General features: G+C 68.2%; 21 protein-coding genes and 4 pseudogenes. 15 read left to right on the forward strand and 10 right to left on the reverse strand.

From position 1 onward, the window contains the following. Positions 1-113 precede the first annotated feature (113 nt). Positions 114-524: a RidA family protein gene (locus tag CES90_RS43185; RefSeq protein ID WP_100568610.1), complete on the reverse strand. Its 411-nt coding sequence runs from the start codon at positions 522-524 to the stop codon at positions 114-116. 193 nt (positions 525-717) lie between these two features. Here CES90_RS43185 and CES90_RS43190 point away from each other — a divergent pair. Continuing rightward, positions 718-975 (forward strand): annotated as a pseudogene (locus tag CES90_RS43190) (IS5/IS1182 family transposase); the annotation flags it as partial. 300 nt (positions 976-1,275) lie between these two features. Here CES90_RS43190 and CES90_RS43195 read toward each other — a convergent pair. Further along, complete coding sequence (locus tag CES90_RS43195) at positions 1,276-1,542, reverse strand: hypothetical protein (protein ID WP_189788491.1); 267 nt, start codon at positions 1,540-1,542, stop codon at positions 1,276-1,278. A gap of 292 nt (positions 1,543-1,834) precedes the next feature. On the opposite strand from CES90_RS43195, the pseudogene CES90_RS43200 reads away from it, so the two are divergent. Continuing rightward, a pseudogene (locus tag CES90_RS43200) lies at positions 1,835-2,703 on the forward strand (IS5 family transposase). A 468-nt stretch (positions 2,704-3,171) separates the two neighbouring features. Here CES90_RS43200 and CES90_RS43205 read toward each other — a convergent pair. Next, a complete protein-coding gene (locus tag CES90_RS43205; protein WP_189788490.1) occupies positions 3,172-3,951 on the reverse strand; it encodes an NAD(P)H-dependent oxidoreductase in 780 nt (259 codons plus the stop codon). Between the two features lie 138 nt (positions 3,952-4,089). On the opposite strand from CES90_RS43205, the gene CES90_RS43210 reads away from it, so the two are divergent. The 7 genes and pseudogenes from CES90_RS43210 (at position 4,090) to CES90_RS43240 (ending at position 9,040) form a co-directional block, all read left to right on the forward strand. Beyond that, positions 4,090-4,980, forward strand: a complete 891-nt coding sequence (locus tag CES90_RS43210; protein WP_189788489.1) for a helix-turn-helix transcriptional regulator — start codon at positions 4,090-4,092, stop codon at positions 4,978-4,980. A 620-nt stretch (positions 4,981-5,600) separates the two neighbouring features. Beyond that, the gene (locus CES90_RS43215) at positions 5,601-5,873 is read left to right on the forward strand and encodes a hypothetical protein (RefSeq protein ID WP_189788488.1); all 273 of its coding nucleotides are present in this window, start codon (positions 5,601-5,603) and stop codon (positions 5,871-5,873) included. A gap of 72 nt (positions 5,874-5,945) precedes the next feature. Beyond that, a complete protein-coding gene (locus CES90_RS51770) occupies positions 5,946-7,142 on the forward strand; it encodes an HAD family hydrolase (protein ID WP_308437949.1) in 1,197 nt (398 codons plus the stop codon). Continuing rightward, on the forward strand, positions 7,139-7,810 hold the full coding sequence (locus CES90_RS43225) for a hypothetical protein (protein WP_189788487.1): 672 nt from the start codon (positions 7,139-7,141) through the stop codon (positions 7,808-7,810). Before CES90_RS51770 ends, CES90_RS43225 begins: the two co-directional genes overlap by 4 nt. Before the next feature lie 103 nt (positions 7,811-7,913). Then, the gene (locus tag CES90_RS43230) at positions 7,914-8,228 is read left to right on the forward strand and encodes a hypothetical protein (protein ID WP_189788486.1); all 315 of its coding nucleotides are present in this window, start codon (positions 7,914-7,916) and stop codon (positions 8,226-8,228) included. Between the two features lie 82 nt (positions 8,229-8,310). Then, positions 8,311-8,543 (forward strand): annotated as a pseudogene (locus tag CES90_RS43235) (helix-turn-helix domain-containing protein); the annotation flags it as partial. A 92-nt stretch (positions 8,544-8,635) separates the two neighbouring features. Continuing rightward, complete coding sequence (locus tag CES90_RS43240) at positions 8,636-9,040, forward strand: DesA/ISL3 alpha bundle tail domain-containing protein (protein WP_189788485.1); 405 nt, start codon at positions 8,636-8,638, stop codon at positions 9,038-9,040. 45 nt (positions 9,041-9,085) lie between these two features. On the opposite strand, the gene CES90_RS43245 is transcribed toward CES90_RS43240, so the two are convergent. Beyond that, positions 9,086-9,334, reverse strand: a complete 249-nt coding sequence (locus tag CES90_RS43245; protein WP_229914520.1) for a hypothetical protein — start codon at positions 9,332-9,334, stop codon at positions 9,086-9,088. A gap of 171 nt (positions 9,335-9,505) precedes the next feature. Here CES90_RS43245 and CES90_RS52245 point away from each other — a divergent pair, with 171 nt between their 5' ends. Then, complete coding sequence (locus tag CES90_RS52245) at positions 9,506-9,751, forward strand: hypothetical protein (protein ID WP_208921583.1); 246 nt, start codon at positions 9,506-9,508, stop codon at positions 9,749-9,751. 1,218 nt (positions 9,752-10,969) lie between these two features. On the opposite strand, the gene CES90_RS43255 is transcribed toward CES90_RS52245, so the two are convergent. The 3 genes and pseudogenes from CES90_RS43255 to CES90_RS43265 form a co-directional block, all read right to left on the reverse strand. Beyond that, positions 10,970-11,389 (reverse strand): hypothetical protein, encoded by a 420-nt coding sequence (locus CES90_RS43255; RefSeq protein WP_189788484.1) that lies wholly within the window; start codon positions 11,387-11,389, stop codon positions 10,970-10,972. Positions 11,390-11,597: 208 nt separating this feature from the next. Beyond that, positions 11,598-13,097 (reverse strand): annotated as a pseudogene (locus CES90_RS43260) (DUF4158 domain-containing protein); the annotation flags it as partial. Positions 13,098-13,269: 172 nt separating this feature from the next. Beyond that, positions 13,270-14,211: a LysR family transcriptional regulator gene (locus CES90_RS43265; protein ID WP_189788483.1), complete on the reverse strand. Its 942-nt coding sequence runs from the start codon at positions 14,209-14,211 to the stop codon at positions 13,270-13,272. A 98-nt stretch (positions 14,212-14,309) separates the two neighbouring features. Here CES90_RS43265 and CES90_RS43270 point away from each other — a divergent pair, with 98 nt between their 5' ends. Next, positions 14,310-14,675, forward strand: coding sequence for a YybH family protein (locus tag CES90_RS43270; RefSeq protein ID WP_189788482.1), 366 nt, complete (start codon positions 14,310-14,312; stop codon positions 14,673-14,675). A 71-nt stretch (positions 14,676-14,746) separates the two neighbouring features. On the opposite strand, the gene CES90_RS50730 is transcribed toward CES90_RS43270, so the two are convergent. Continuing rightward, positions 14,747-14,962: a hypothetical protein gene (locus CES90_RS50730; RefSeq protein WP_229914518.1), complete on the reverse strand. Its 216-nt coding sequence runs from the start codon at positions 14,960-14,962 to the stop codon at positions 14,747-14,749. A gap of 336 nt (positions 14,963-15,298) precedes the next feature. Here CES90_RS50730 and CES90_RS43280 point away from each other — a divergent pair. After that, positions 15,299-16,536 (forward strand): IS3 family transposase gene (locus CES90_RS43280; protein ID WP_189788481.1). Its coding sequence is split into 2 segments (ribosomal slippage): positions 15,299-15,622 and positions 15,625-16,536, totalling 1,236 coding nucleotides; the frame shifts between segments, so codons are not numbered across the junction. Here the strand turns inward: CES90_RS43280 and CES90_RS43285 are convergent. Both CES90_RS43285 and CES90_RS43290 read right to left on the reverse strand, forming a co-directional pair. Next, positions 16,520-16,987: a hypothetical protein gene (locus tag CES90_RS43285; protein WP_189788480.1), complete on the reverse strand. Its 468-nt coding sequence runs from the start codon at positions 16,985-16,987 to the stop codon at positions 16,520-16,522. The two genes, CES90_RS43280 and CES90_RS43285, sit on opposite strands and share 17 nt — an antisense overlap. A 111-nt stretch (positions 16,988-17,098) precedes the next feature. Then, positions 17,099-17,893 (reverse strand): IclR family transcriptional regulator, encoded by a 795-nt coding sequence (locus CES90_RS43290; RefSeq protein ID WP_189788479.1) that lies wholly within the window; start codon positions 17,891-17,893, stop codon positions 17,099-17,101. A gap of 420 nt (positions 17,894-18,313) precedes the next feature. Between CES90_RS43290 and shiA the strand changes: the two genes are divergently transcribed. The 3 genes from shiA (at position 18,314) to CES90_RS43305 (ending at position 22,694) form a co-directional block, all read left to right on the forward strand. Beyond that, entirely contained in the window at positions 18,314-19,681 is a 1,368-nt protein-coding gene (gene shiA, locus CES90_RS43295) for a shikimate transporter (RefSeq protein ID WP_189788478.1), read from the forward strand. Between the two features lie 234 nt (positions 19,682-19,915). Next, complete coding sequence (locus CES90_RS43300; RefSeq protein ID WP_189788477.1) at positions 19,916-20,905, forward strand: zinc-dependent alcohol dehydrogenase; 990 nt, start codon at positions 19,916-19,918, stop codon at positions 20,903-20,905. Then, positions 20,898-22,694, forward strand: coding sequence for a bifunctional sugar phosphate isomerase/epimerase/4-hydroxyphenylpyruvate dioxygenase family protein (locus CES90_RS43305; RefSeq protein ID WP_189788476.1), 1,797 nt, complete (start codon positions 20,898-20,900; stop codon positions 22,692-22,694). The genes CES90_RS43300 and CES90_RS43305 overlap by 8 nt, the downstream gene beginning before the upstream one ends. Positions 22,695-22,711: the final 17 nt, after the last annotated feature.

Below are 22,711 nucleotides of genomic sequence, written 5' to 3' on the forward strand. Positions count from 1 at the left end.
TGCCTCGATTGCCGGCCGCCCTCGCAGGCGGCCGGCAATCCCATATTCGCGGTGCTACCGCCAGGCACTTCCGGTCCAGGCAGCGCTCGGCCGCCGCGTTGTGTCAATGGACCTCAAGAGTCGAGCACGGCGGCGACGGCCTCAATCTCGACGAGCTGGTCCTTATAGCCGAGGACAGTGACGCCCATCAAGGTGCTGGGGACGTCGTGGTCAGCGAACGAGTCCCGGACTACCTCCCAGGCAGACACCAGGTCCTCCCGCCGGGCCGATGCGACGAGAACCCTTGTACTGATGACGTCCTGGAGTGACGCGCCGGCGGCAGCGAGAGCAGCCCGCATGTTCTCAACGGCTTTCAGCGCCTGACCCGCGTAGTCCCCGATCGCTGCCGTCGAGCCGTCGTCGTTCAGGGGACACGCCCCGGCGAGGAAGATCAGGCGGGAGTCGGCGGGCGCCGTAGCTGCGTAGGCGTACTCGGCGACGTCGGACAGGGAGGCGGAGCGGATCAGAGTGATGGCACGAGCCACGGTCGTCGGGTCCTTTCCCATGGAGTGTTGAGCGTGGACATCCTGCCAACGGCCCGTTGGTACCCGCCTCCCTATTTCTCGCCGCGCCCACGTCAACGCCGTCATTTCTGGTCGACACTCGTGGACCCGCTGATCACCAACTGACTCCGGAACCCGTCGAGAAACGCTGTTCCTAGAGATCAACGAAGCCAACAAGCTCCATGCCGACAAGCGCTACGACTACGCCCTCCTGCGGCGATGGTTATCCGGACGCGGCATCCGGCACCGGATCGCCCGCCGAGGCATCGAAACCTCACAACGACTCGGCCGCCACCGCCGGACCATCGAACGCACCATGTCCTGGCGCGCCGGATGCCGCCGACTCCACCGCCGCCACGAACGCAAAGCCGACCACTTCCTTGCCTTCACCAGCATCGCCTGCACCCTCATCTGCTACCGCAGACTTACTTGAGGGCCCTGGTACAGGAGGTCGTCCTGATGACTACTGGATGCGGTAGCGGTCGGTAGAAGCCGGGCAGCGAACGCGCGGTGACGTTGTATTCCCCCGCCCCGCAGCGGCGGGGGTCAAGCCTTGCTGTGCTGCCCAGGCGCGCAGTGCGGTTTCGGCTTCCTCGCGGGACTGGGGGCCGCGGTCGATGTGGAGTTGCTGGAGGTGGCGGATGGCCGCCCCTATCGTCCGACCTTGAGGTATGCCGAGCAGGGTGATGATTTCCTTGCCGTTGAGGGGCACCGGGATACCGGGCAGCCGCTCCTAGATGGCTCGCTCGGCTGCGGCACGCTCCTCGGACTCACGCTTGGCCTGTTCTCTCGCGTGCCACTCGTCGTAGTTGGCCGCGTTGGAGGCCTTCAGAGCGGCCCAGCGCCAGTCCTCCTCGTCCCGTCCTTGACCGAGGCCCACTTCGACGAACAGATCGCGGTAGTCCGGCGCGCCGGGGCCGACCGACGCCACACCGAGCCGGGCGAGCGCCGCGTTGATCGGCCAGTCCTCCCGTGGACCGCTGAATTCCGAGGTATGCACTGGCCCCCGTTCCTGTACACCATCCCGCCACAAGGCGGCGGTCTGATCCCCGTCGCCGCCCCAGAAGTCCGCTTTCACATGGACCACCGGTCCATTCTGCGAGAGGTCACAAAGTATTCGCGGCAGGTCACCGCAGAGCGCGGTGGAAAGTCAGCAGCCCCATGCGTTGCCTGAGCGGGGCGACCACCGCCCCGGGCACTCCTTCGGCCCAGCTTCGCAAGCGGTCAAAGTCACCTACGACAGCATCAAGTCGGTACGACATCTGCGTCCAGTAGCCGCGTTCGCGCGGGCGTTGGCCACCCGCCTCCATCGCTGCCAGCCGGACGGGTTGTGGGAGATCGCCGAGCCGCTGATTCCACCGTCGAAGGTGCGGCCACAGGGCGGCGGAACGCAGGACACGCCTGATGAGACGCTGTTCGCGGCGATCATCTACGTGCTGGTCAGCGGTTGCGCCTGGCGGGCTCTGCCACCGTGTTTCCGGGATATCGAAGTCGACCGCGCACCGCCGGTTCCTGATCTGGTCGCGGGCCGGGGTATGGGGCCGGCTGCATGAGGCGGTGCTGCACCGACTCGATGACGCCGGCCTCATCGACGTCTCGCGCGTGGTCCTCGACTCCGCTCACGTGCGGGCTAAAAAAGGGGGCGAACTCACAGGTCCGAGCCCCGTGGACCGGGGTAAGCCGGGTTCCAAGACGCACGTACTGTCGGACGCGAACGGACTGCCCCTTCTCGTCGGCGTCTCGGCCGCCAACACCCACGACAGCGAAGCACTGAAGCCCATGGTCGCCGGTCACCAAACGAGACACGACCCCCACCGCGGCCGCCACTTCAAGCCTCAGCGCCTGCACGCCGACAAGGCGTACGACATCCCCCACCTGCGCAAATGGTTACGAGGCAAGCGCATCGGCGTACGCATCGCCCGCAAAGGCATCGAGTCCAGCGAACGGTTGGGCCGCCGCAGGTGGGTGATCGAGCGAACGATTTCCTTGGCTGTCCGGCTACCGCAGACTCAGCCCCCGCTACGAACGCCACTCCCGCAACTACCTGGCCTTTCTCGGCCTCGCCGCAGCCCTGTGCTGCTACAAGCGACTCGTCCGCCTCACCACAGAGTCGTTTTCTCACCGAACCGAGTCGTTCGGTCTTCAGTCTCAGCGAACCTAGTCGCGCGGTTGAGCGCGCTTGTCCCGTCTCAGTGAAGCGGGGCTTGGCGCACTGATCTGGGTGCTGACCGTGCGGTGTGCGGGGCTGGGACAGGTTTGAGTGAAAAAACGGTGTCCCGCTTTGGGGTGGCTCTTCTCGCGGAGCAGGTGGCTTGTCTCACTCCAGCGGACATCGTCCTGGTGTGGACGATCAGGGGGAGCCGCAGAGCGGCAGGGCCGGGGCGGCCGGGTTCGAGGTGGCCTGGGTCCAAGCGGCTGGAACCGCAGGCTCGACGTGCTGGGCGAGGACCCGTTCGGCGATACCCACCGTCCCTCCGAAGCGCGGATCGAAGTGGCCACCTACCCCGAAGTCATCGCGCTCACCGGCCTGTTCGCCTCGCTCCACCGGCGAGGCCATCCCCAGCTGCCGGCTGAGGCAGCACGCCGTTTCGGCATTGCCCGCGCCCAGCTCGGGGTGTTGGGCCGGCCGTCAGCCGCGCACGTGCAGCCCGAAACCCGTGCGGCCCGCAGGCTCCAGTCCCTCCTTCAGGTGCAGTGAGGGGATCTCGTAGTCGCCGAAGTTCTGCCGCCGGAACGCGATCGGCTCGGTCGACTCCAGGGTGAGCAGGCGCTGTTCCCAGGCTTTGGCGACGTCCGTGTAGTCCTCGTCGGTCACCCGGTCGGCGCCGTACAGCACGAACGGCGGCAGCGCCTCGATGCCCGGGTAATAGAGGATGCCGTGGTGGATGGGGAACAGCAGATCGTCGATGGGGCCGTTGATCCCGCGCGCGGCGTAATGCGACTCCGGGCCGCCGACGGTCACCGACAGCAGAGCCTTCCTGCCCGCGAGGGTGCCTTCGCCGAAGCGCTCGCCGTACTTGGTGTCGCTGTGCTCGCCGACGCCGTACGCGAAGTGGTAGGTGAACACCCGGTCGACCCAGCCCTTGAGGATCGCGGGCATCGTGTACCACCACAGCGGGAACTGGAAGATGATCGTGTCGGCCCACAGCAGCTTCTCCTGCTCGGCGAGGACGTCCGGGGTGAGCGTCCCGGCGTCGAAGGCCCGGCCCGAGTCCAGGGCGACCTTCAGCGGACTTGAGGCGTCGGGGCCGTAGTCCGTGGCGTCCACGACCGCTTTCCAGTTCATCGCGTACAGATCGCTCACCCGTACCTCGTGCCCTGCGGTTTCCAATGTGGACACCGCGAGGTCCTTCAGCGAGCTGTTGAGCGACTTCGGCTCCGGGTGGGCGTAGACGATCAGCGTCTTCATGGGAACTCCTTCGGATCGGATGCCTTCGATCCTGGGCCCCGCGGCGCCCGGCGTTCAGGGGCGCCGCTTCCATCGGACGGGACTTCCTGGTATCGGCAGGACCACCTTCACGGGCACCACCGAGGCCATACTGGGGGCATGGACGATCTTGCCGGCTTCCTGCGGACCCGGCGTTCCCGGGTCGACCCGGCGGCCGTCGGCATCCCCACCGACAGCCGCCGCCGGGTCGAAGGGCTGCGCCGTGAAGAGGTCGCGCACCTGTCCGGAGTCAGCGTCGACTACTACGTACGCCTGGAGCAGGGCCGCGCGATCCAGCCCTCCGAGCAGGTCCTCGACGCGCTCGCCCGCGTCCTCGGCCTCGACGAGACCGAACGCGGGCACCTCTACCGGCTCGCCCGGCAGCGCCGCCGCCGCGCGAAGGCGCCGGGCGGGCGGGTCCGGCCGGAGCTGCTGCGCGTCCTTGCCCTGGTCGCCGACGCACCCGCGCTGATCATGGACCACCGCCTGGACGTGCTCGCCGGGAACCGCCTCGCCGGGCTCCTCTACGGCCGGCCGATGCGGGGCCTGAACACCGCCCGGCACATCTTCCTCGAGGAGGCCGAGCGCGGCCTTTACGCGGACTGGGAGAAATGCACCCTCGACGTGGTCGGGCACTTGCGCCTGGCCGCCGGCAAATACCCCGAGGACCCCGGCCTGGCCTCGCTCATCGGCGAGTTGGCGATGGGCAGCGAGCGCTTCCGCCGCCTCTGGGCCCGCGCGGACGTGCGCGCCCGCACACATGGACGCAAGGCGTACCGGCACCCGCTGGTCGGACTGCTGGAACTGCACCAGGAGAACTTCGCACTACCGGATGAATCAGGCATGGAGCTGCTGGTGCTGTCCGCGGCCCCCGGCAGCCCCGCCGAGGACGGGCTGCACCTGCTCGCGGGCCTGGGCGCGGACAGCGGTGACACGCATCCCACAGTGAACGCTCAGGTCCGCGAGCAACTCAACGACGCCCATCCACCGCCCGGAAGGCCTCAACACTGACGGCTTTCCGGTCCCCGGCCTACTTTGCGGCTGGTGACACTTTCTTGCCGACACCCCAGCTCCCCTCGGGACTGGCCCGGAAACTGCCACCTTCACTGCGAATCCTGGAGCAGAGCGTCTCACCATCCTGACAAGGCCGGTTCAGGAAGCGCCGGTCTCGCCATGATCAATGAGACGCGAACTCGGCGCCGGCTTCAGCCCCTCCAGGACTCCGCGCCCTCCGTGCTCCGAGTCGCAATGCAACCTGTCACCCCACAGGTCAGCGGACCTGTCTCTGCAGATCTAATGAAACGGGACAGCGCTGGGGCTGCTGGATGGCTGTACCAGTTGGGGTGGATCGCGCGGGGCCGGGCGTCGAGTTGTCGTACGTGGACGCGGTGCACGGGCGTCGTCTGCGTCCGCTACGGGACTGCGTGACGGGCCGTTCGAGGATGTCCCTCCCGTGCGCACGTTTCGCTGGTCGCGCGGTGACCGTAACTTCCCAGCCTGGTACTGGGCGGCGACGACCGGGGCGGCACGTCGGCTTCGAGTCGTGGCTGGAGCGGGAGCGGCCGGGGCGCGGAGGCGGTCGCGGACATCCTCGATACGGTCGCGGTCGCCACCGGCCACGTCACCTGCTCGTGGAGCAGATCACAGTCCGCAACATCCTTCTCGGCTACGTCCCCAAGGACCACAAGGACCACAAGGACCCTCTAATCCAATGGGTTGAGAACCATTTCTGCACCCACAAGTTCGTCGCCTTCCACCCAAGCCGGACGATCTACGACGCGTTCTTCCCCTGCGAAACCATCCCGCTCTCGCGCCAGCCCGATGAAGCCGACGCCGAAACGCGGTGGAGATCGTTCTACCCCTACTATCGGCTGCTGAGTGGCTTTGCAGAAGTCCATCCTTGACGATCCGCAACATCCACTTCGCCGACCTCGTGCCGAGCCAGCCGGATACTGCCCCGCCTCGCAGGAGGTTCCATGTTCTACCCCGCTCATGCCGTTGCTGCTGCTGGACCTCGACAACACTTTTGTCGACCGCGATGCAGCTTCCGCGCCGCCGTCGCCGACTTCCTTGCCGAGCACGACCTGCCCAACTCCGACCTCACATGGGCGCTGGCCATCGACGCGAGCGGCGACACCGCGCGTTACGAAGTCGCCGCAGCCCTCACCGACCGATACGGCGACGTGGTGCCAACCGCCGCCATCCGTGCCCTTGTCGACAACGGCGCCGCCGACCGCGTCGTCCTGGCTCACTCGGCCCGCGAGGCGCTGGGCAAAGCGACGGCGGACGGCTGGACTTGCGTCATCGTCACCAACGGCCGCACCGTCCAGCAGGAAACGAAGATCCGTAACACCGGACTCGACCGACTCGTCCAGGCCTGGGTCGTCTCCCAAGACGTCGTCGGCCACAAGAAACCAGATGGTGAGCGATCGGTCGACCATGATCCGGAGGAACCGCGAAGCTCTGGTAGCGGGCCCGCCTTGAGCTTGATGCCGCAGCGAAAGCCCGTGGCGGTGTGGCAGTGGGTCCGGCATCATCCCCGTGTGATGGTGATGCAACCCGTTCTGGAGATTGTCGCTGCCAGCGACTTCGCGCTCTGGCCGGTTGGCGAGCACGAGTCCTACGGCTACCTCGTGCTGGGAGGGGAGCTGACCCCGGCGGAGGTCGGGGCGGCGGTTATGCGGATCGCCGAGTGCAACGACTTCGAGCCGGAGGAGGAGCACGGGCCGTGCCCGAGCGATCCGCTCGGCGCGTTCCTGCACGGGCTGCTCACCATGCCTGACCTGTTCGCCGCCGGCGGGTTCCGGGTGACCGACGACGCCACCGGCACCGTCTTCGTCGAGCCGGGCTGCTGCAGCGGCCTGGAGACGTGGCGGGACTGGCTGGAGGTGCTCGACGGCACTGGCTGCTCCTTCTTCGGCCACGACCCGTCCTCGGTGGCCGAACGCGTCGGCGACACCGTCCGGTTGACGCTCGACGCCTACGCGAAGGACGGCAGCCCGGTGATCGAGCTGCCGGGGGACGAGGTGCGCGCGCTCGTCACCGGCGCTCAGCAGGACTTGCGGGACTTCCTCAGTCTCGCCGGGAACTGGGCCGAGGAACACCTGCCGACGCACGCCGCCGCCGTCACCGCCGCCCTTGCCCGGGCGTTGGACCTGGAGCTCACAGAGTGACCAGCTTCCTGACCCACCGGGCGCGCGTGCACGATGCCCGGTTCCCCCTCCACCGGCGGCACAGCGCGCTGCGCACCTGCCTCACCGTCTTCGCGCCCTACGGCCTGCGGGCGACGTACCACCACCTCACGCTCAGCGCCGCGATTCCCCGGCGGCTGGAGGCGGATCCGGACGCGCTGGTGCGGGCGGTGGAGGAACTGCACGAGGCGCGGGTGCTGTGGCTCGCGCGGGCTGAGGAGTACGCCGCGCAGCGCCGGGCGGAGAAGCAGGGCGGGCGGCGGGCTGTACCGAACCCTCGGCCGTGGTGGCTGCGGAGCTGGTGGGAGGGATCAGACCGCGCCTGGTACGACGCCCCGTTCCGCCACCCGGCGCTGCGACTGTCCGACTACGTCCGGCGGCAGAACACGCTTCTGGACGGCGCTGAGCTGCCCGGCTGCCCGGCATGTGGGGACGAGGGACCGCTGGAGCCGCACTCGACCGGGCACGGATGGGTCGAGCTGTGCGGCCGGTGCGCGTGGGCGCCGGCGCCGTGTCCGTGCGGGCGGCGCCACCGGCTCGTGCCGGAAATCCCGTACGGCTGGAACGAGATCTGGCAGCGGGTGCACATGAGCGATGACGGCACGCCGAACCCACACTGGCCCGCGGGCCAGCGTGCTGTGACCGCATAGGTTCACCGGGTTGGGGCCGCGCGCGTGCGGATGTGCCGTGACGTCCGATCCAGTGACGCGAACCGCACCTGGATGCCTTTGTGTGCCTGGCATGATCGCAGGCATGCTCGAAGAAAGGTTGGATGCGCTCTCACGGATGACGGCCGAGCACATGGCCATGCCGTTCCCGCCCGGCTTCCGCGGCTTGGACGTCGAGGATCAGGACATGGTGATGCTCGACGCGGACGCCTACGGCTACGCGACGAACGTTCTCAAAAGGCCTCTCACCGAACAGCACCGCGCAGCCCTCACGCGGCTGGTGGCGGTGTTCGACAAGGTCCTCCCGGTGATCGACGACGAGTACGCGAGCAGGTACTACACGCACGTGCGCAAGATGGCCGTGTTGGCCGTCGAGGTCGAGGACCTGCGCGAGAAGTAGTGCTCTGACCGGGAACGGTCGGCGGGACGGCGCTCCGGCGGTTGGATGTGCGGTGACGTCCGATCCGACTGCTGGAGGCGCGGTGGCCGAGCCTGTCCGTGTGCGCAGACTGACCGACCAGGAGGGGCAGAAGCTGCAGCAGAACGTGCGCCGGGGCAGCACCAACTCGATGCGCTACCGACGCGCGATGATGCTGCTGGCCTCGGCCGGGGGAACCGTGTGCCGGTGATCGCCCAGCTGGTGCAGGCCGACGAGGACACCGTCCGGGGCGTGATCCACAGGTTCAACGAGATCGGCCTGGCCTGCCTGGACCCTACCTCCATCAGCGATGGACGGAAGGCTGCACCGTCGCACGCCGCCTGTTCGAGGAAGTCCGCGAGCGCGGCTATCCCGGTGGCGAGAGTGTCGTGAAGAAGTACGTCCAACGGCTCCGCGAAGCCTTCCCGCACGACGATCCACCCCGCAAGCACACGTCCGTGCGGGACGTGACCAGCTGGATCACCCGCCACCCCGACCGCCTCGACGACGACCAGGCCCAGCGGCTCAAGCCGATTCGCGCCCGCTGCCCGGCCCTCGACCGATCTGCCGAACACGTCCGCGCCTTCGCCGAGTTGATGAACAACCGCCGGGGCCAGGACCTCGGTCAGTGGATGAAGCGCGTGCAGGCTGACGATCTGCCCGCCCTGCGCGGCTTCGTCAACGGCCTCGGCCAGGACCTCGACGGTGCTCTCCGCGCGAGCGGAGGTGGACCGACCTGGTCGGCGGCTCGGTCGGGGCCCGCCTCTCGACGGCGGCCGACGCTGAACCTCTGACGGCGGATCGAAAGTGACCCACTTGGCGAACAGACCGGCCCCGGCTCAGCGGGCGAGGGTGACGGCGACGACCGTGTTCGGGCAGCCGCCGAGGACCTCGCTGAGCGAGGCCTGTTCTGCTGGGTCGACGGCGAGGCTCCAGCGGGTTCTGACGGTCACCCAGTCGGTGGCGTACGTGCAACGGTGGTTTTCGGCGGGCGGCTGCCAGGTGGCCGATCCCTGGTCAGCTTTGGACCGCTTGCTGGCTGCGGAGACCGCGATCAGGGCGCCGGGGGTCGTCGAGGTCTTTGGCATAGGCCTGGCGTTCGGCCCCGGTCCAGGCGGAGGCGCCGACTGGTGGGGAGCGTCATTCCAAGTACGCGATATTCGGAGCTGGAGGTGATGTCAGCGGGCGGGGCTACGGTATGCCGCTGTGGACGCTGCTGACGCAAGCGGCACCCAACCCCGTTCGTCGAGGATGAGGCGGTGCACTTCGCCCAGACCCGGGCGGCACTCCACTCGGCGAAGGGCCGGTGCGCGCTCGGCCCCGACGGGCCAGAGATCGGCGGCAACTGCTCGCTGGTGCAGATCCCACAACTCGTCCGGCGCGATGCGCTCGACGTCACGATCTTGGGCTCGAAGCTCGCGTCGCGGTCACGCGGCACGTCGATCTCGACCAGGCCGGTGATCGAGAGTTGCACGCCTCGTTTTACAGTCCTAATCCTTGCCTGACATTTGTCCCAGTGATATTTTCGGCGCGGGGCAACTGGGGTGGCGTACGTCGAGCACGGGGGAGGTGCTTTGTTCGCATTCTGGCAAACATTGCGTGAAACGCGCGATGGTGGCAATCGCTCGCGACCGGAGGGCCAGGAAACGCCCCCTGAGTGAGCCATTCCAAGGGTACATCCAACCCAACGCCTAATTCTAATCTCAGTCAATCTTGTCGTAGGGCTTGATTGGCTCCATCCCCCAAAGGATGTCGAATTGAAGAAGTTACGCAGTGGGCTGCTTGCTGTCGTTCTCTCCCTCGGTTTTGGGCTGGCAGTAGCGACACCTGCGCATGCAGCAAAGCTGGGGCCCAGGCCCAACTGGGGTGCGTGCGGCGTGTCAACTAGTGAACAAAAACTAGTCTACCAATTTGGCAGCTTCCCATTGAAGTGTGGCAACGCCAGCTGGGGTTACCGTCACATCAAAAACAGGCACTACGACGAGTTCCAAGGCTTGGCCAGGGCGGGCGGGCTCAACTGGAGCGATCTGGTGCATTGGGCCATTCACTACAACGCCACAGACCCCGACCATGTCATCGTTGAGGGGACTGATGGCTGCCGAGATCGGATGCTATACCTTCACGACCGTAATGGCCGCTTAGTATGGCAGCAGCGCTTCAAGGTGATCTACAGCGCCTACGATGGCCGCGTTATCACCACGTATCCCAGCAGCGCGATCTGTAAGAGGTAACTCGCTCTAGCCTCGATGATTCGCGCCTGACGCTGATCTCCGGCACCCGGCGGCTTCCCTAGTGGCCGATGCAGTGTATTCGGGGCGTGGTGGTCGGTCGCCTGTCGCGGCGGTGGGCGTGGCCTCCTGGAGTCCTTCTGCGTGTCGGGATGGCGGCTGTGCTGGCCAACCGAGGGCGGGGATGGCCGCCATCCCCGCCCGAACGCGGTGGTGATCCGGTGCGCGAGGGCCAGGTGACGGGGATGCGTAGCCAGCGGCGGCATTGCCCACGCATGAGGCGGGCGGCGGTATTCGCTTCCTGATCGCCACACCCTCTGGACGGCTATCGGAGACGACGGCAGTCATCGTTGGGCCTAGCCCCACCTTCGCCACCGTCCGCTCGCACCTGGGCACCACGGCCAAGCACGACGTGGACGCCCTCGCCGTGCCCAAGCAGTTGTTCACCACCAGCCCGTGGACGCCACCAGCTCTCTCGAGCTGAATAGGTACCGATCAGGTGCCAGGCCGGTCGGCCGACCAATAGCCGCCGTTCGTGTTTGCAGGAGGGAATGATCTCCGTGCGGGGCCGCGTCGATCGACAAGACAAATCCGACCATCAGCTGACCGGCCGAGCCGGATCTCGAGAAGCGACAACGAGATGTCTGATTCGAAGATTTCCTCAATCCACATGGCGATGCGCTTCACCCGGACTCGATCCTGCGCATCCTGCGGCGAGTGGGAAAGGCCAGGGATGTCATGCTCATCTAGCTGATTGAAGTACTCCGCAAGAAGGTCCAACTCTAATGTGACACGAACCGTTCGATCCGCATCATGCAGTTCGAATGTGCCAGACTTGGAATTCAGGCCAGAAATTCGGTGTCGACGTCCAAGAATCTCGCCAATGCTGCTGAAAAATGTTTCTCCGTCAGTCATGTTAACCTCGGTGATTCATGGTGATCTTCAGGATGTGCCGGTTATCGGCGTGTAGGTGGGCGAAGGCTCATCTCCGGCAAGGGAACTTTCGGTGTCGATCGATCAGGATCTCTCATGGAAGAGGCACTTTGCACATTCTACGGCGCGGTCGAAAGATCTGCGGGCGGTAGCGCCATCGGTGATCGCGAAGGAGTTACGGGTCATCGCCCTCCCGCCGGCGCAGCATCCGGTGCAACTGCTCCAGCACGCAAAACGCGTACGCCTTCCAGTCCACCGTGCCTGGCTCCAAGTGCGGCGCGGACAGCACCAGCCGCCGCCACGAGCCGGTGAGCAGGACGGTGCCGATCTCGGCGGGCCCGACCTTCTTACGGCCCATCAGATGCGGCAGCGACTTCAACGCCTTCAGGACCGGCAGGCCCTCCGGGGCAGCGCCGAAGTCGACCACCGTGACCAGGAGCTTCAGGAACGACCGCACGGTGCCGAACCGAGTGACCAGCTGGGACCGCCATGCCTCGTCTGCGTCCGAGTCGAGCGGCGGCGTCAGCTCGGAACAGCGCGGCGATCGCGGCCGCCAGCTCGTGCCGGGGCACCACCTGCTCGATCCGCTCCCACATCGCCTCCAGCGTCTCCACCTCGGGCGGACTGATCTCCCCGGTGTCGGTGTCGACCTGCTCGCTGGTGGTGTTGAACACGATCTGGAACGCGGCGGCCAGCTTCGCCGACGCGCGCTCTACCCCGGGCAGAGTCTTCAGCTTCTCCTTCGCCGTCTCCCGCTCCGCGCGGGCCAGCAGCTTTGTCGCGATCAGTACCTCCAGGAGGTTCAGGGCGTCATCGACTGCCCGGGGCGTCAGGTGGACGGCGGTGGCCAGCAGCGTGGCCAGGCGCCGGCAGTCGCCGTGCTGCCTGAGCAGCGACGCCTTGCCATCGATGCCGTACCGAGACAGCTCCGCCAGCCGCCGTGGCGGAATCGCGGACAGGTCCACCTCACCCATTCCGAAGGGGGCGATCTCCTCCGCACGCTTCAGCGCCCACTTCATCTGCGGCCCCGAGATCCGCACCGGACCCCGGCGCAGATGGTCCAACTCCGACACCCGGGCGCCCGGCGGCACCGTCAGCAAGGAGTTCGGCACCGCCCGCTGACTGGTGCTCAGCAGGCCGTACAGGGCCTCCCATAGCCGGTTGTTCGCCGCCTCCCGAACGGTGCCCACCAACCGGGCCAGTCGACCCGCCCCGGGCAGCAACACCCCGCGCTCGCGAAGCCACCCAGCCGCCGCATCGAACAGCGACTTCGGCCCGTCGCCAGTCGTCCAGGCCCGCGCGTCCAGCCACTCGCTCAGCTCGTCCCGCACCTCGGCGAAGTCACGCCAGCTCCCGCCTCCTGGATCCCCCCGGCGTGTGCACGGGTCGTCCCCGTCCCGCTCGCCATATTCCTTCAGGCACGACGGGTCGGCGATGCCCAACTGCTCGGCCCGGTACTCGGCCACCTCCGCAGGCACCTGCTGCGGTCTGGCATGAACCGGCCCAAGTAGCGCACGCTCATCAGCTGGACCGCGAAGCCGAGCCGGTTGTGCGAATGCCGTTTGGCCTGCGCTTTCTCCAGATCCGAGTCATCCAGGAAGAAGTACCGCTCCGGCTCCCCATGTGACGGCGCTCCGTTGAACGCCGCGTACTGGGCTGCCTGTTGATCCGACAGGAACTCGACCGCCACCAGGTCCTCAGAAGATCGACAACATCGACCCGCGAAGGCTGCGCCGTACGATCCGCCCAGGTCAAAGTGCCAATCGAGGCCGCGAGGGCTTAACGCACGATCTGACATGGATGTTCCTCAACCCCCGTGAGGCCTGCGAGTTCGCGAAAACTGAAGGCACTTTGGTGGGAACTCAAGGGTCTGTCGCCCTGATGTCAGGGGTGGGCTCGTGGATTCGCGGTGAAGTCGCGGGGTCGGGCTTGGTGAATGCTCGCCGGCTGTGCACGAGCAGTTCACGCATCCCCGGGCTGTGCGTGTTCTTCCAGATCAGGGCGAGCAATGCGGGTGTATCGACATCATCGATGGTGCGGGCGGTGAGCCGGTCGCGGTAGCTCGCGGCCATGGAGTCGCTGAGGACGGCGACGGCGAGCCCGCGGGCGGCGAGGTCGGCAATGGCGTCCGCGGCGCTGGCCTGCAGAGGGATCGCGGGTTGGAGGCTCTGTGCGGCGCAGGCCTGGTCGAATACCGTGCGCAGGCCGGTGCCGGGCGGCATGCACACGATGGGGTAGGCGATCAGGTCGCGCAGGGTGACCCGCCGCTGTTTCGCCAAGGGGTGCCCGGCCGGGACTGCCGCGACGAGCCGCTCGCTGATGATGGTCAGCGCGTCCAGCCCGTCGGGGGTGGCGGTTGCTGCCCCGATGAGTGCCAGGTCGACGGTGCCGGTGCGCACCCCCTCGATGAGCCGGTCGGAGCTGTCCTCCAGCAGCGAGATCTCCACACCGGGATGTGCCTGGTGGAACGCGGCGAGGGCGTCGAACAGCGGGGTGATGGTGCAGCCGATGACCATTCCGACGGTGAGGTGCCCCCGGATCAGGTCGGTCACCTCGCCCACCGCCTGGCCGACTGCCCCAGCGGCGGCGAGTGCGGCGCGGGCGTGTTCGAGTGCGGCCTTTCCTGCGACGGTGAGGGTGACAGTGCGGGCCGACCGGTCGAACAGCTCGGCTCCGAGTTCCCGTTCCAGCTGGCGGATCTGGGCGCTGACGCCGGACTGGCTGATGTGCACCCGCTCGGCTGCACGGGTGAAGTTCTGCTCCTCGGCGACTGCGACGAAGTATTCCAGCTGCCTCAGCTCCATGACTGCAGATTCTAGTTTCCAGAAGATTCATCTGTTGGAATTCTGGCCAGTCGGCGGCCACGCTGGGAAGCGTCGAAGCCCGACGTCAGGAGGAATTCATGCCGGAGTACGAGAAGGCCATGCGGCCCGAGGACATCACGCGCTTGTTCGTCGAACGATCCAACGCCGGCGACGCGGCCGGGGTCGCCGCACTTTACGAAGAGGGTGCGGTGATGGCCTACCCACCCGGCGACCAGACGGTGGGCCGGGAGGCGATTCGTGCGCTGTGGGAGAAGGCGCTGGCCAACCGTCCCCGTTTCGAGCAGGAACAACCGCTGCCGACGCTGATCAGTGACGACATCGCCCTTACCTCGACTCCTCCGAAGGACGGGGCCGGTGCCCGGGCACAGGTCGTCCGGCGCCAGCCTGATGGAAGCTGGCTGCGCCTGCTCGACCAGCCCGAGTTCGTCCCACCCACCCGCTGACCCCTCGCCTCCGTGAGTTCGCGGAACTGAAGGCTGTTGGGCGTGGCCCCGAGAGGTCGGTGTCCCCAGTGTCAAGGAGCTGACCAGTGGGTTCGTGGTGAAGTTGCGGGGGCGATTTCCAGGGGCCGTTCCAGGAGAGCGCGAGCGGAGTTGGCGTAGCGGATCGCAGTCTGCTCGTCGAGGCCGAAGACCTCCGCGAGGTTGAGAGGGTCGGGGCCTTTGACCATGGCCTCTTCGAGTTGGCGGTCGACGCGGAGCCGCTCCAGGGCCGCGTCCTGTCCGCGCATCGGAACGCTGATCCACTGGTTGCTGGCGCGGCCGGTCGTGTTGGCGGTCTGGTCGTTGATCTGCAGGTGGAGGTTCGCTGTGTTCGGCTATCGGCTGCGTCGGTGCTCCAGCCAGTCCAGCAGTAGCTTCATGTGAGGCCGTCGAGCGGGCGGACGCGTCCGGTGATGGTCAGCCGGCGGTTGCCGAGGTCGGCGTCGTCGAGCATGAGGGCCGGCCCGGGCGCCGAGGAGTCGTTGCAGGGTGAGCTGGGGGACGTCGGCGGTGAAGCTTCCCCTTGAGTGGTGGACGCGCTGGTACTGGGTTTGCTTGATCTGGAGGAAGTGAGAAGACGGCCGATGGCGATGAAGGACTACTCGGATGAGTTCAGGGCCGGTGCCGTGGCCCTGTATGAGTCCGCACCCGGGGCGATCTACAAGAGCATCGCTGCTGACCTGGGCGTCAACCGGGCGACCCTGTGGGAGTGGGTGCTGCGGGACCGTGAACGCCGTGGCGTGACCGCCGTGGCTGCGAGGCCGGGTGTCCGGTCTCGGGAGGCGGTGCCGTCCGCTGATCGGGACGAGCGGGTGCGGCAGTTGGAGGCGAGGGTGGCCGAGCTCGAGGCGTGTGAGTGCAAGGTCGCCACCGAGCGGGACATCCTCCGTATGGCGGCCAAGTATTTCGCCGGGGAGGCGAACTGGTGATCAGCCGTTTCCAGTTCGTTGACGGCCACCGGGACACCTACGAGGTGAAGGGGCTCTGCCAGGTCCTGGACGTGAACCGGTCCAGCTATTACATGTGGCTTGCCGGCGCCGAGGCCCGGGCCGCCCGGCAGCACAAGGGCCGGGTCCTGGCCGAGGAGATCCGCGAGGTTCACGGCGAGTCCGGCGGCGCCTACGGCTCCCCGCGAGTGACCGCCGAGCTCCGCGGGAAAGGGCGGCGGGTCAACGAGAAGCGGGTTGCCCGGATCATGCGGACGTTCTCCTTCACCGGCATCCGTCTGAGCAGACGCGTGCGCACCACCGTCCCGGTCCCGGCAGCCTCACCGGTTGCGGACCTGTTCCAGCGGGACTTCACCGCCGCCGAACCCGGCCTGAAATACATGGGTGACATCACCTATCTCCCCCTGGAGAACGGGGAGTTCCTCTATCTCGCGACGGTGCTGGACTGCTTCAGCCGCGAGGTCGTCGGCTGGTCCATCGCCGACCACATGCGCACTGGCCTGGTCGCCGACGCACTGCGGATGGCGGCCGCGACCCGCGGTCGCCTGGACGGCGCTGTATTCCACTCCGGCCACGGGGCCCAGTATGGCTCCCGGGCCTTCGCCGGCCTCTGCGACCAACTCGGGGTCACCCGGTCGATGGGCGCGGTCGGCACCAGCGCCGACAACGCGGCCTGCGAAAGCTTCCACGCGTCCCTGAAACGCGAGACCCTCCAGGGCACCCACGACTACGGCGATGCCGGCACGTGCCGCAGGACCGTCTTCGCCTGGCTGACCCGCTACAACACCCGCCGTCGGCACTCCGCCAACGGCCAGCTCAGCCCCAACGAATACGAACGCCGACACCACACCGCTAAACTCACGCTCGCCGCGTGATCAATAACCGCGTGCCCACCTTCACGGGGGAAGGCCCATCGCGGTAAGCGAGCGAGTTGACCATGGCCAGCAGCACGGCCGGTTCTTCCATCACCAGCACCGGCCGCACCACCAGGCAGGCCACATGCAGAAGCGACCGCCCGCCCTGGTCGACGATGTTCAGGCCCCGCTCCACGCGCGCCATGGGCGCCAGCAGGAACCGGCACCGCCCGTGGCCGACATGCAGCGGGAACTGCTCCAGCCGGTCCGCCGGGACGGGCACCCAGCCTGGCGGATGTTTCTCGTAGCGGGGCACGTCTTGCGGCCGCACCGCCACACAGATCTCCCCGGCTGGCGCACCGGCCGACACCAGGCCCTGCGCCAGCAGAGGTCCGGCGTGGTAGGCCTCGAATGCCACCAGCACGTGCGCCCGATGTGCCCTCGCCGGGTCAGCGGCGACCTCCGCCAGCACGCAGCCGAGGGAGAAGACGTCGCTGGGCGGGCCGACCCCGTGCCCTGCCGGGCGGAAGGCACGCCCGGACCATCCATCGAGTGGCGGCCTGCCGACAGCCGGTCGCCGAGGTCAGCGGCCGTGGCTGAGCGGGTGGCTGAACCCCTGGTCGGAGATGAGCGCGGCCGCTTCCGCGAGGTCTGCGGCGAACCGTTCGACGGCCTCGTACGGGAAGCGCTGGCTGGGCCCGCTGAGTGAGAGGGAGGCGATGACCGTGCCCGAGCGGCCGGTGATCGGCACGGCGACGGCGGTCAGGCCGTCGTCCCACTCGCTGCTGCTGACCGCGTAACCGCGCTCGGCCGCCTCCTGCGCCCGGGTGCGCAACCGGTCGGCGTACTCCTCGCCGTGCGGGGAGGCAGCGGCGATGCGGCGCAGCTGGGTCTCGGAGGCATTGCGGAGGAGGATCTTGGAGGAGGCGCCGGCCCACAGGGGCTGTTCGTCGCCGACGTCGACCACATGGCGCAGCGGGTGCGGGCTCTCCTCATGAGCGACGCAGACGCGGTTGAGGTCGCGGGCGACGAAGAGGTTGACCGTCTCGCCCAGCCGGTCGGAGAGGTCGCGCATCACCTTGCGGGTCTCGCGCGGCACGTCCCACTGGCTGCGGGCCAGGTAGGCCCATCGCCACAGGCCGGGTCCTGCCGTGTAGCCGGCCGGGTCCGACCACAGCAGGCCGCTCTCCTCCAGGGTCTGGATCAGGCGCAATGCCGTCGTCTTGGCCAGGCCGGTGGCGTCGGTGATCTCGCGCAGGGTGATGACGGGCCGGTCCTCGCTCAGCAGGTTGAGGATGTCCAGGGCGCGCCGCACGCTGCGTACGCCGCTGCTGTGCGGTTCCCGCCCCGCCTCGGCCTGGGTGGCCTTGTCGTCCACGCGGATCCCTCCCCTATGCGAGCCAGTGCACGTCGTTGCCTGCGCGGCGCAGGTTATCCGCCGCGCTCTTCCCGTGAACCCGACGGTAGTCCACCAGGCGGACCATGGGAACCGTAAAGTCGTAGAAATCTTGCCGCAACCCTTGATGACCGCCACCCGGCCGCGTAGGTTTCCGCCAAACGGTTCGCTCGGTCCATTGAGTGGACCTTGGCCCTGAGGGTCGCCGCCCCCACCGCTGTGGCGATGGCCCGGTCCGCCAGTGACGGCCCGCCCCGCACCCAGGGCGCCCGCCGTTGCCAGAGCGCCTGTCCCCACCGCAGCCATCCATGTCCCGCCTCCCTGCCTTCCGCGTACCGCTCGTGCGGCACGGCCGGGCCGGAAATGTCGCAGCATTCAGCAGCATCCAACGGAGTGTGTGAGATGAGCAGTACGCAGTCCCCTGCCACGTCCGGCAGCCCCGGAGCCCTCGGCGTGGCCAAGAGAGCGGCGATCGCGAGCTTCATGGGAGCCGTCGTCGACTGGTACGACTTCTTCCTCTACGGCATCGTCGCCGGCCTTCTCTTCGGCGACTTGTTCTTCCCCGGCGCCTCCCCGGCCGTGGGCACCCTGGCCGCCTGGGCCACCTTCGGCGTCGGCTTCCTCTTCCGTCCGCTGGGCGGCATCGTCTTCGGGCACTTCGGCGACCGGCTCGGCCGCAAGCGGATGCTCGTCCTCACCATGCTGATCATGGGGGTGGCCAGCACGCTGATCGGCGTACTGCCGACCTACGCACAGGCCGGGATCTGGGCGCCCATCGGGCTGGTCGTCCTGCGGGCCGCACAGGGCTTCGCGGTAGGCGGCGAGTGGGGCGGCGCGGCGCTGATGGCGGTGGAGAACGCCCCGCGCAAGTGGCGCTCCCTCTACAGCAGCGGCGTCCAGGTCGGCGCCTCGGTCGGTCTGCTGCTCGCCACCCTGATCACCAAGGTCATGTCGGGCGCGACGTCGGACGCGGCCTTCCGTGCCTGGGGCTGGCGGATTCCGTTCCTGATCAGCGCGTTCCTGGTGATCGTCGGCCTGGTCATCCGGGCCAGGGTCGAGGAGTCGGAGGTCTTCACCAAGGAGGTCGCCGCGAAGAAGGCGGACGCCAGGCCCCGGGTGCCGTTGATCGCCGCCGTGAAGTCCAACCCCAAGGGCTTCTTCGCCATCATCGGCCTGCGCTTCGTGGAACTGTTCACCTTCTACGGCGTGACGACCTTCGGCCTCGCCTACGGCACCGACGAGCTCGGCCTGAACCGCGACAGCCTGCTCAAGGTCAACCTGGCCGTCGGCGGACTCGCCATCCTCACCATCCCTGTCTTCGCCTACCTCGCCGACCGGTTCGGCCGCCGACGGATCTACCTCTGGGGCGCCGTCATCGGCGCCGCGAGCGCGGTGCCGTACTTCTGGGCCATGGAATCCGGCTCGCTGGTGCTGATCATCGCCTGCGCCGTGCTGCTGGTGAACGTCGCGCACGACATGGCGGTCGCCGTCCAGCAGTCCCTGTTCACCGACATGTTCGGCCCCGAGTACCGCTACAGCGGCGCCGGCGTCGGCTACCAGCTCGCCAGCGCCGTCGGCGGCGGCTTCACCCCGCTCATCGCCGCCTCCCTGGTGATCTGGGCGAACGGCAGCTGGAGCCTGGTCGCGGCCTACATCGCCCTCGGCTGCGCGATCTCCTTCGTGGTCGCGCTGTCCATACGGAACGAAGACCAGCCCGAGGCCAAGAAGGTCGTACGGCAGCGTGCCGCGACCGAGGATGCGGTGGTCTGACCGCCTGGCGGTCGTATCGCGGATGCCTTCCGGCCAGTAAGCAGCACGTTCCCGGCCGCCGTACTCCGCACCTCGGAGTACGGCGGCCGGGCTGTCGGAAGCCGCAGACGTTCTGTCACCTCGGTCGAACGCATCTCTGGTTGAGACCGGACCCGTTGTTGAGGGTCTCCGCGCGCTCTATTCTGACCACACAGCGGATCGAACGATCCATCTAGTGGACCGCTTGGAGTTCCAGTGAAAGCAGCCGTCCTCACCGGGCCTGGCAGGATCAACATCGTCGACGACTGGCCGGAGCCCGTCTGCGGCCCGCGTGATGTCATCGTGGAGATGGACGGCGTCGGCCTGTGCGGCAGCGACCTCGCCGTCTTCCATGGCAGACGCCTGGTGCCCGCGACTGACTGGGTCATGGGCCATGAGGGCTTCGGACGCGTCGCCGCCGTCGGCAGCGACGTACGGGACCGCCAGGTGGGCCAACGCGTCGTCATCGAACCCAACTACGCCTGCCTGAAGTGCACCGACTGCCTCACCGGCCTGACCTCCGCCTGCCCGCACCGTGCCATCGTGGGCCTGAACGCCCCGGGTGTACTGGCCGAACGCGTCGCTCTCCCCGCGCACTTCGCCCACCCGGTCCCGGACGGCCTCACCGGCGCCGACCTCGCCGCCACCGAGCCGTACACCGTGGCCCGGGCCGCCGTACGGCGCAGCGGCGTCACGGCCGCCGACCGCTGTCTGGTCGTCGGCGCCGGGGCCCAGGGGCTGCTCGTCTGCCTCATCCTGGCCCGCCTCGGTGTCCAGCCGGTCGTCACCGAGCCCCACCCCCTCCGGCTCGCCAAAGCGGAGCAGTCGGGCGCGATACCCGACGACGGCCGCACCGGATTCACGTACGTCTTCGAGACCTCGGGCCACGCGTCGGCGCTGCACCCGGCCGTGGACCGCGCCGCCCCCGGCGCCACCGTCGTCCTGATCGGCCTCAACCCCGACCGTCTGCCGTTCACCACCGACGACGTGGTCCGCCGGCAGCTGGTGATCCACGGATCGATGATCTACGACCACCCGGGCGACTTCACCGCCGCCATCGCCGAACTGCCCGACGCCCGGCCCGGAGCCGTCATCGATGCGCGCTTCCCCCTGCACGAGGCCCAACAGGCCTTCACCGGCGCCGCCGAACGCGCCGGAAAGACCTGGATCAGCATCCATGACACCGAGGCGGGCCGCCATGCGTAAGTCCATCGCCACCGTCTGCCTCAGCGGCTCCCTCACCGAGAAGCTGACCGCCGCCGCCCGAGCCGGCTTCGACGGCGTCGAACTCTTCGAGAACGACCTCCTCGCGAGCCCCCTGCCGCCGGAGGAGATCCGCTCCCGCGCCGCCGACCTCGGGCTCAGCATCGATCTCTACCAGCCGATGCGGGATGTCGAGGCCGTTCCCGAGGAGCAGTTCGTACGCACGCTGCGCCGGGCGCGGCGCAAGTTCGACGTCATGCGCAGGCTGGGGACGGACACGCTTCTGGTGTGCTCCAGCGTCTCCCCGTACGCCGTGGACGACGACGCGCTCGCCGCCGGGCAGCTGAGTCAACTGGCGGACGTGGCAAGGGACTTCGGCATCCGGATCGCGTACGAGGCGCTCGCGTGGGGACGGTACGTGAGTACGTACGGCCATGCCTGGCGCATCGTCGAACAGGCCGGCCACCCCTCGCTCGGCGTCTGCCTGGACAGCTTCCACATCCTTTCCCGGGGCTCGGATCCCAAAGGCATCGAGGACATCCCCGGCGAGAAGATCTTCTTCCTGCAGCTCGCCGACGCCTCGCTGCCGGCGATGGACGTACTCCAGTGGAGCCGCCACCACCGCTGCTTCCCCGGGCAGGGCGGCCTGGACGTGACCTCCCTCGTCCGCCACGTCGTCAACGCCGGATACCGGGGACCGCTCTCCCTGGAGGTCTTCAACGACGTGTTCCGCCAGGCGGGCGCGGCAAGTACCGCTGTCGACGCGTTGCGCTCGCTGATAGCGCTGGAGGAGAGCGCCGGGATCTCGCCGCTTCCGGCGCCGGTAGTGCCGTACGGCGTCGCCTTCGCGGAACTAGCCACCGCGGACCCGCAGCCCGTGACCGAACTGCTGGGCGCGCTCGGCTTCCGGCGGACCGGACGGCACGCCGCGAAACCGGTGGAGCTGTGGGAGCAGGGCGAAGCCCGAATCGTGCTGAACCACGCCGGCACCACCCGGCGTGAGGGCACAGCGCTGGCGGCCCTCGGCCTGGAGTCCCCCGATCCCGGCGCCGCGGCCCGGCGCGCCGAGTCCCTCCTTGCGCCCGTACTTCCGCGTCGCCGCGACGCCCAGGACACCCCACTCGACGCGATAGCCGCCCCCGACGGCACCGAGATGTTCTTCTGCGCCACCCGACGCCCCGAACACCCCGACTGGACCGAGGACTTCCCGCCCTGCGCCCAGCCCGCACAGGCCGAGACCGCGACCAGGGGGACCATCACCGGCATCGACCACGTGGCTCTGACTCAGCCCTGGCACCACTTCGACGAAGCGGTTCTCTTCCACCGCGCCGTGCTGGAGCTGCGGCCGCACGAAAGCGTCGACCTGGCCGACCCGTACGGGCTGCTGCGCAGCCGCGCCCTGTCCGATGACACCGCCGGGCTGCGGCTCGTCCTCAACCTCGCGCCCGATCCGGAGGCTCAGGACGGGACGCGGGCTCAGCACATCGCGCTCGCCACCGACGACATCATCGCCACCGGGCTCCGACTCCTCACGGCCGGCGCGGGGTTGCTCGAGATCCCCGCCAACTACTACGACGATCTCGACGCCCGTTACGAGTTCGCCCCTGGTGAGCTGGACACCTACCGGGCGCTGGGCATCCTCTACGACCGCGACGAGCACGGCGGCGAGTTCCGGCATCTGTATACGGCCACCGTCGGCCGCGTCTTCTTCGAGCTTGTCCAGCGCACCGGTGGCTATCGCGGCTATGGCGCAGTCAACGCCTCCGTGCGCCTGGCCGCACAGCGGCGATAGCGCTCCGCCGGGAGGGC

Origin of the sequence: Streptomyces capitiformicae, from assembly GCF_002214185.1 — a bacterium.
GTDB lineage: Bacteria > Actinomycetota > Actinomycetes > Streptomycetales > Streptomycetaceae > Streptomyces > Streptomyces capitiformicae.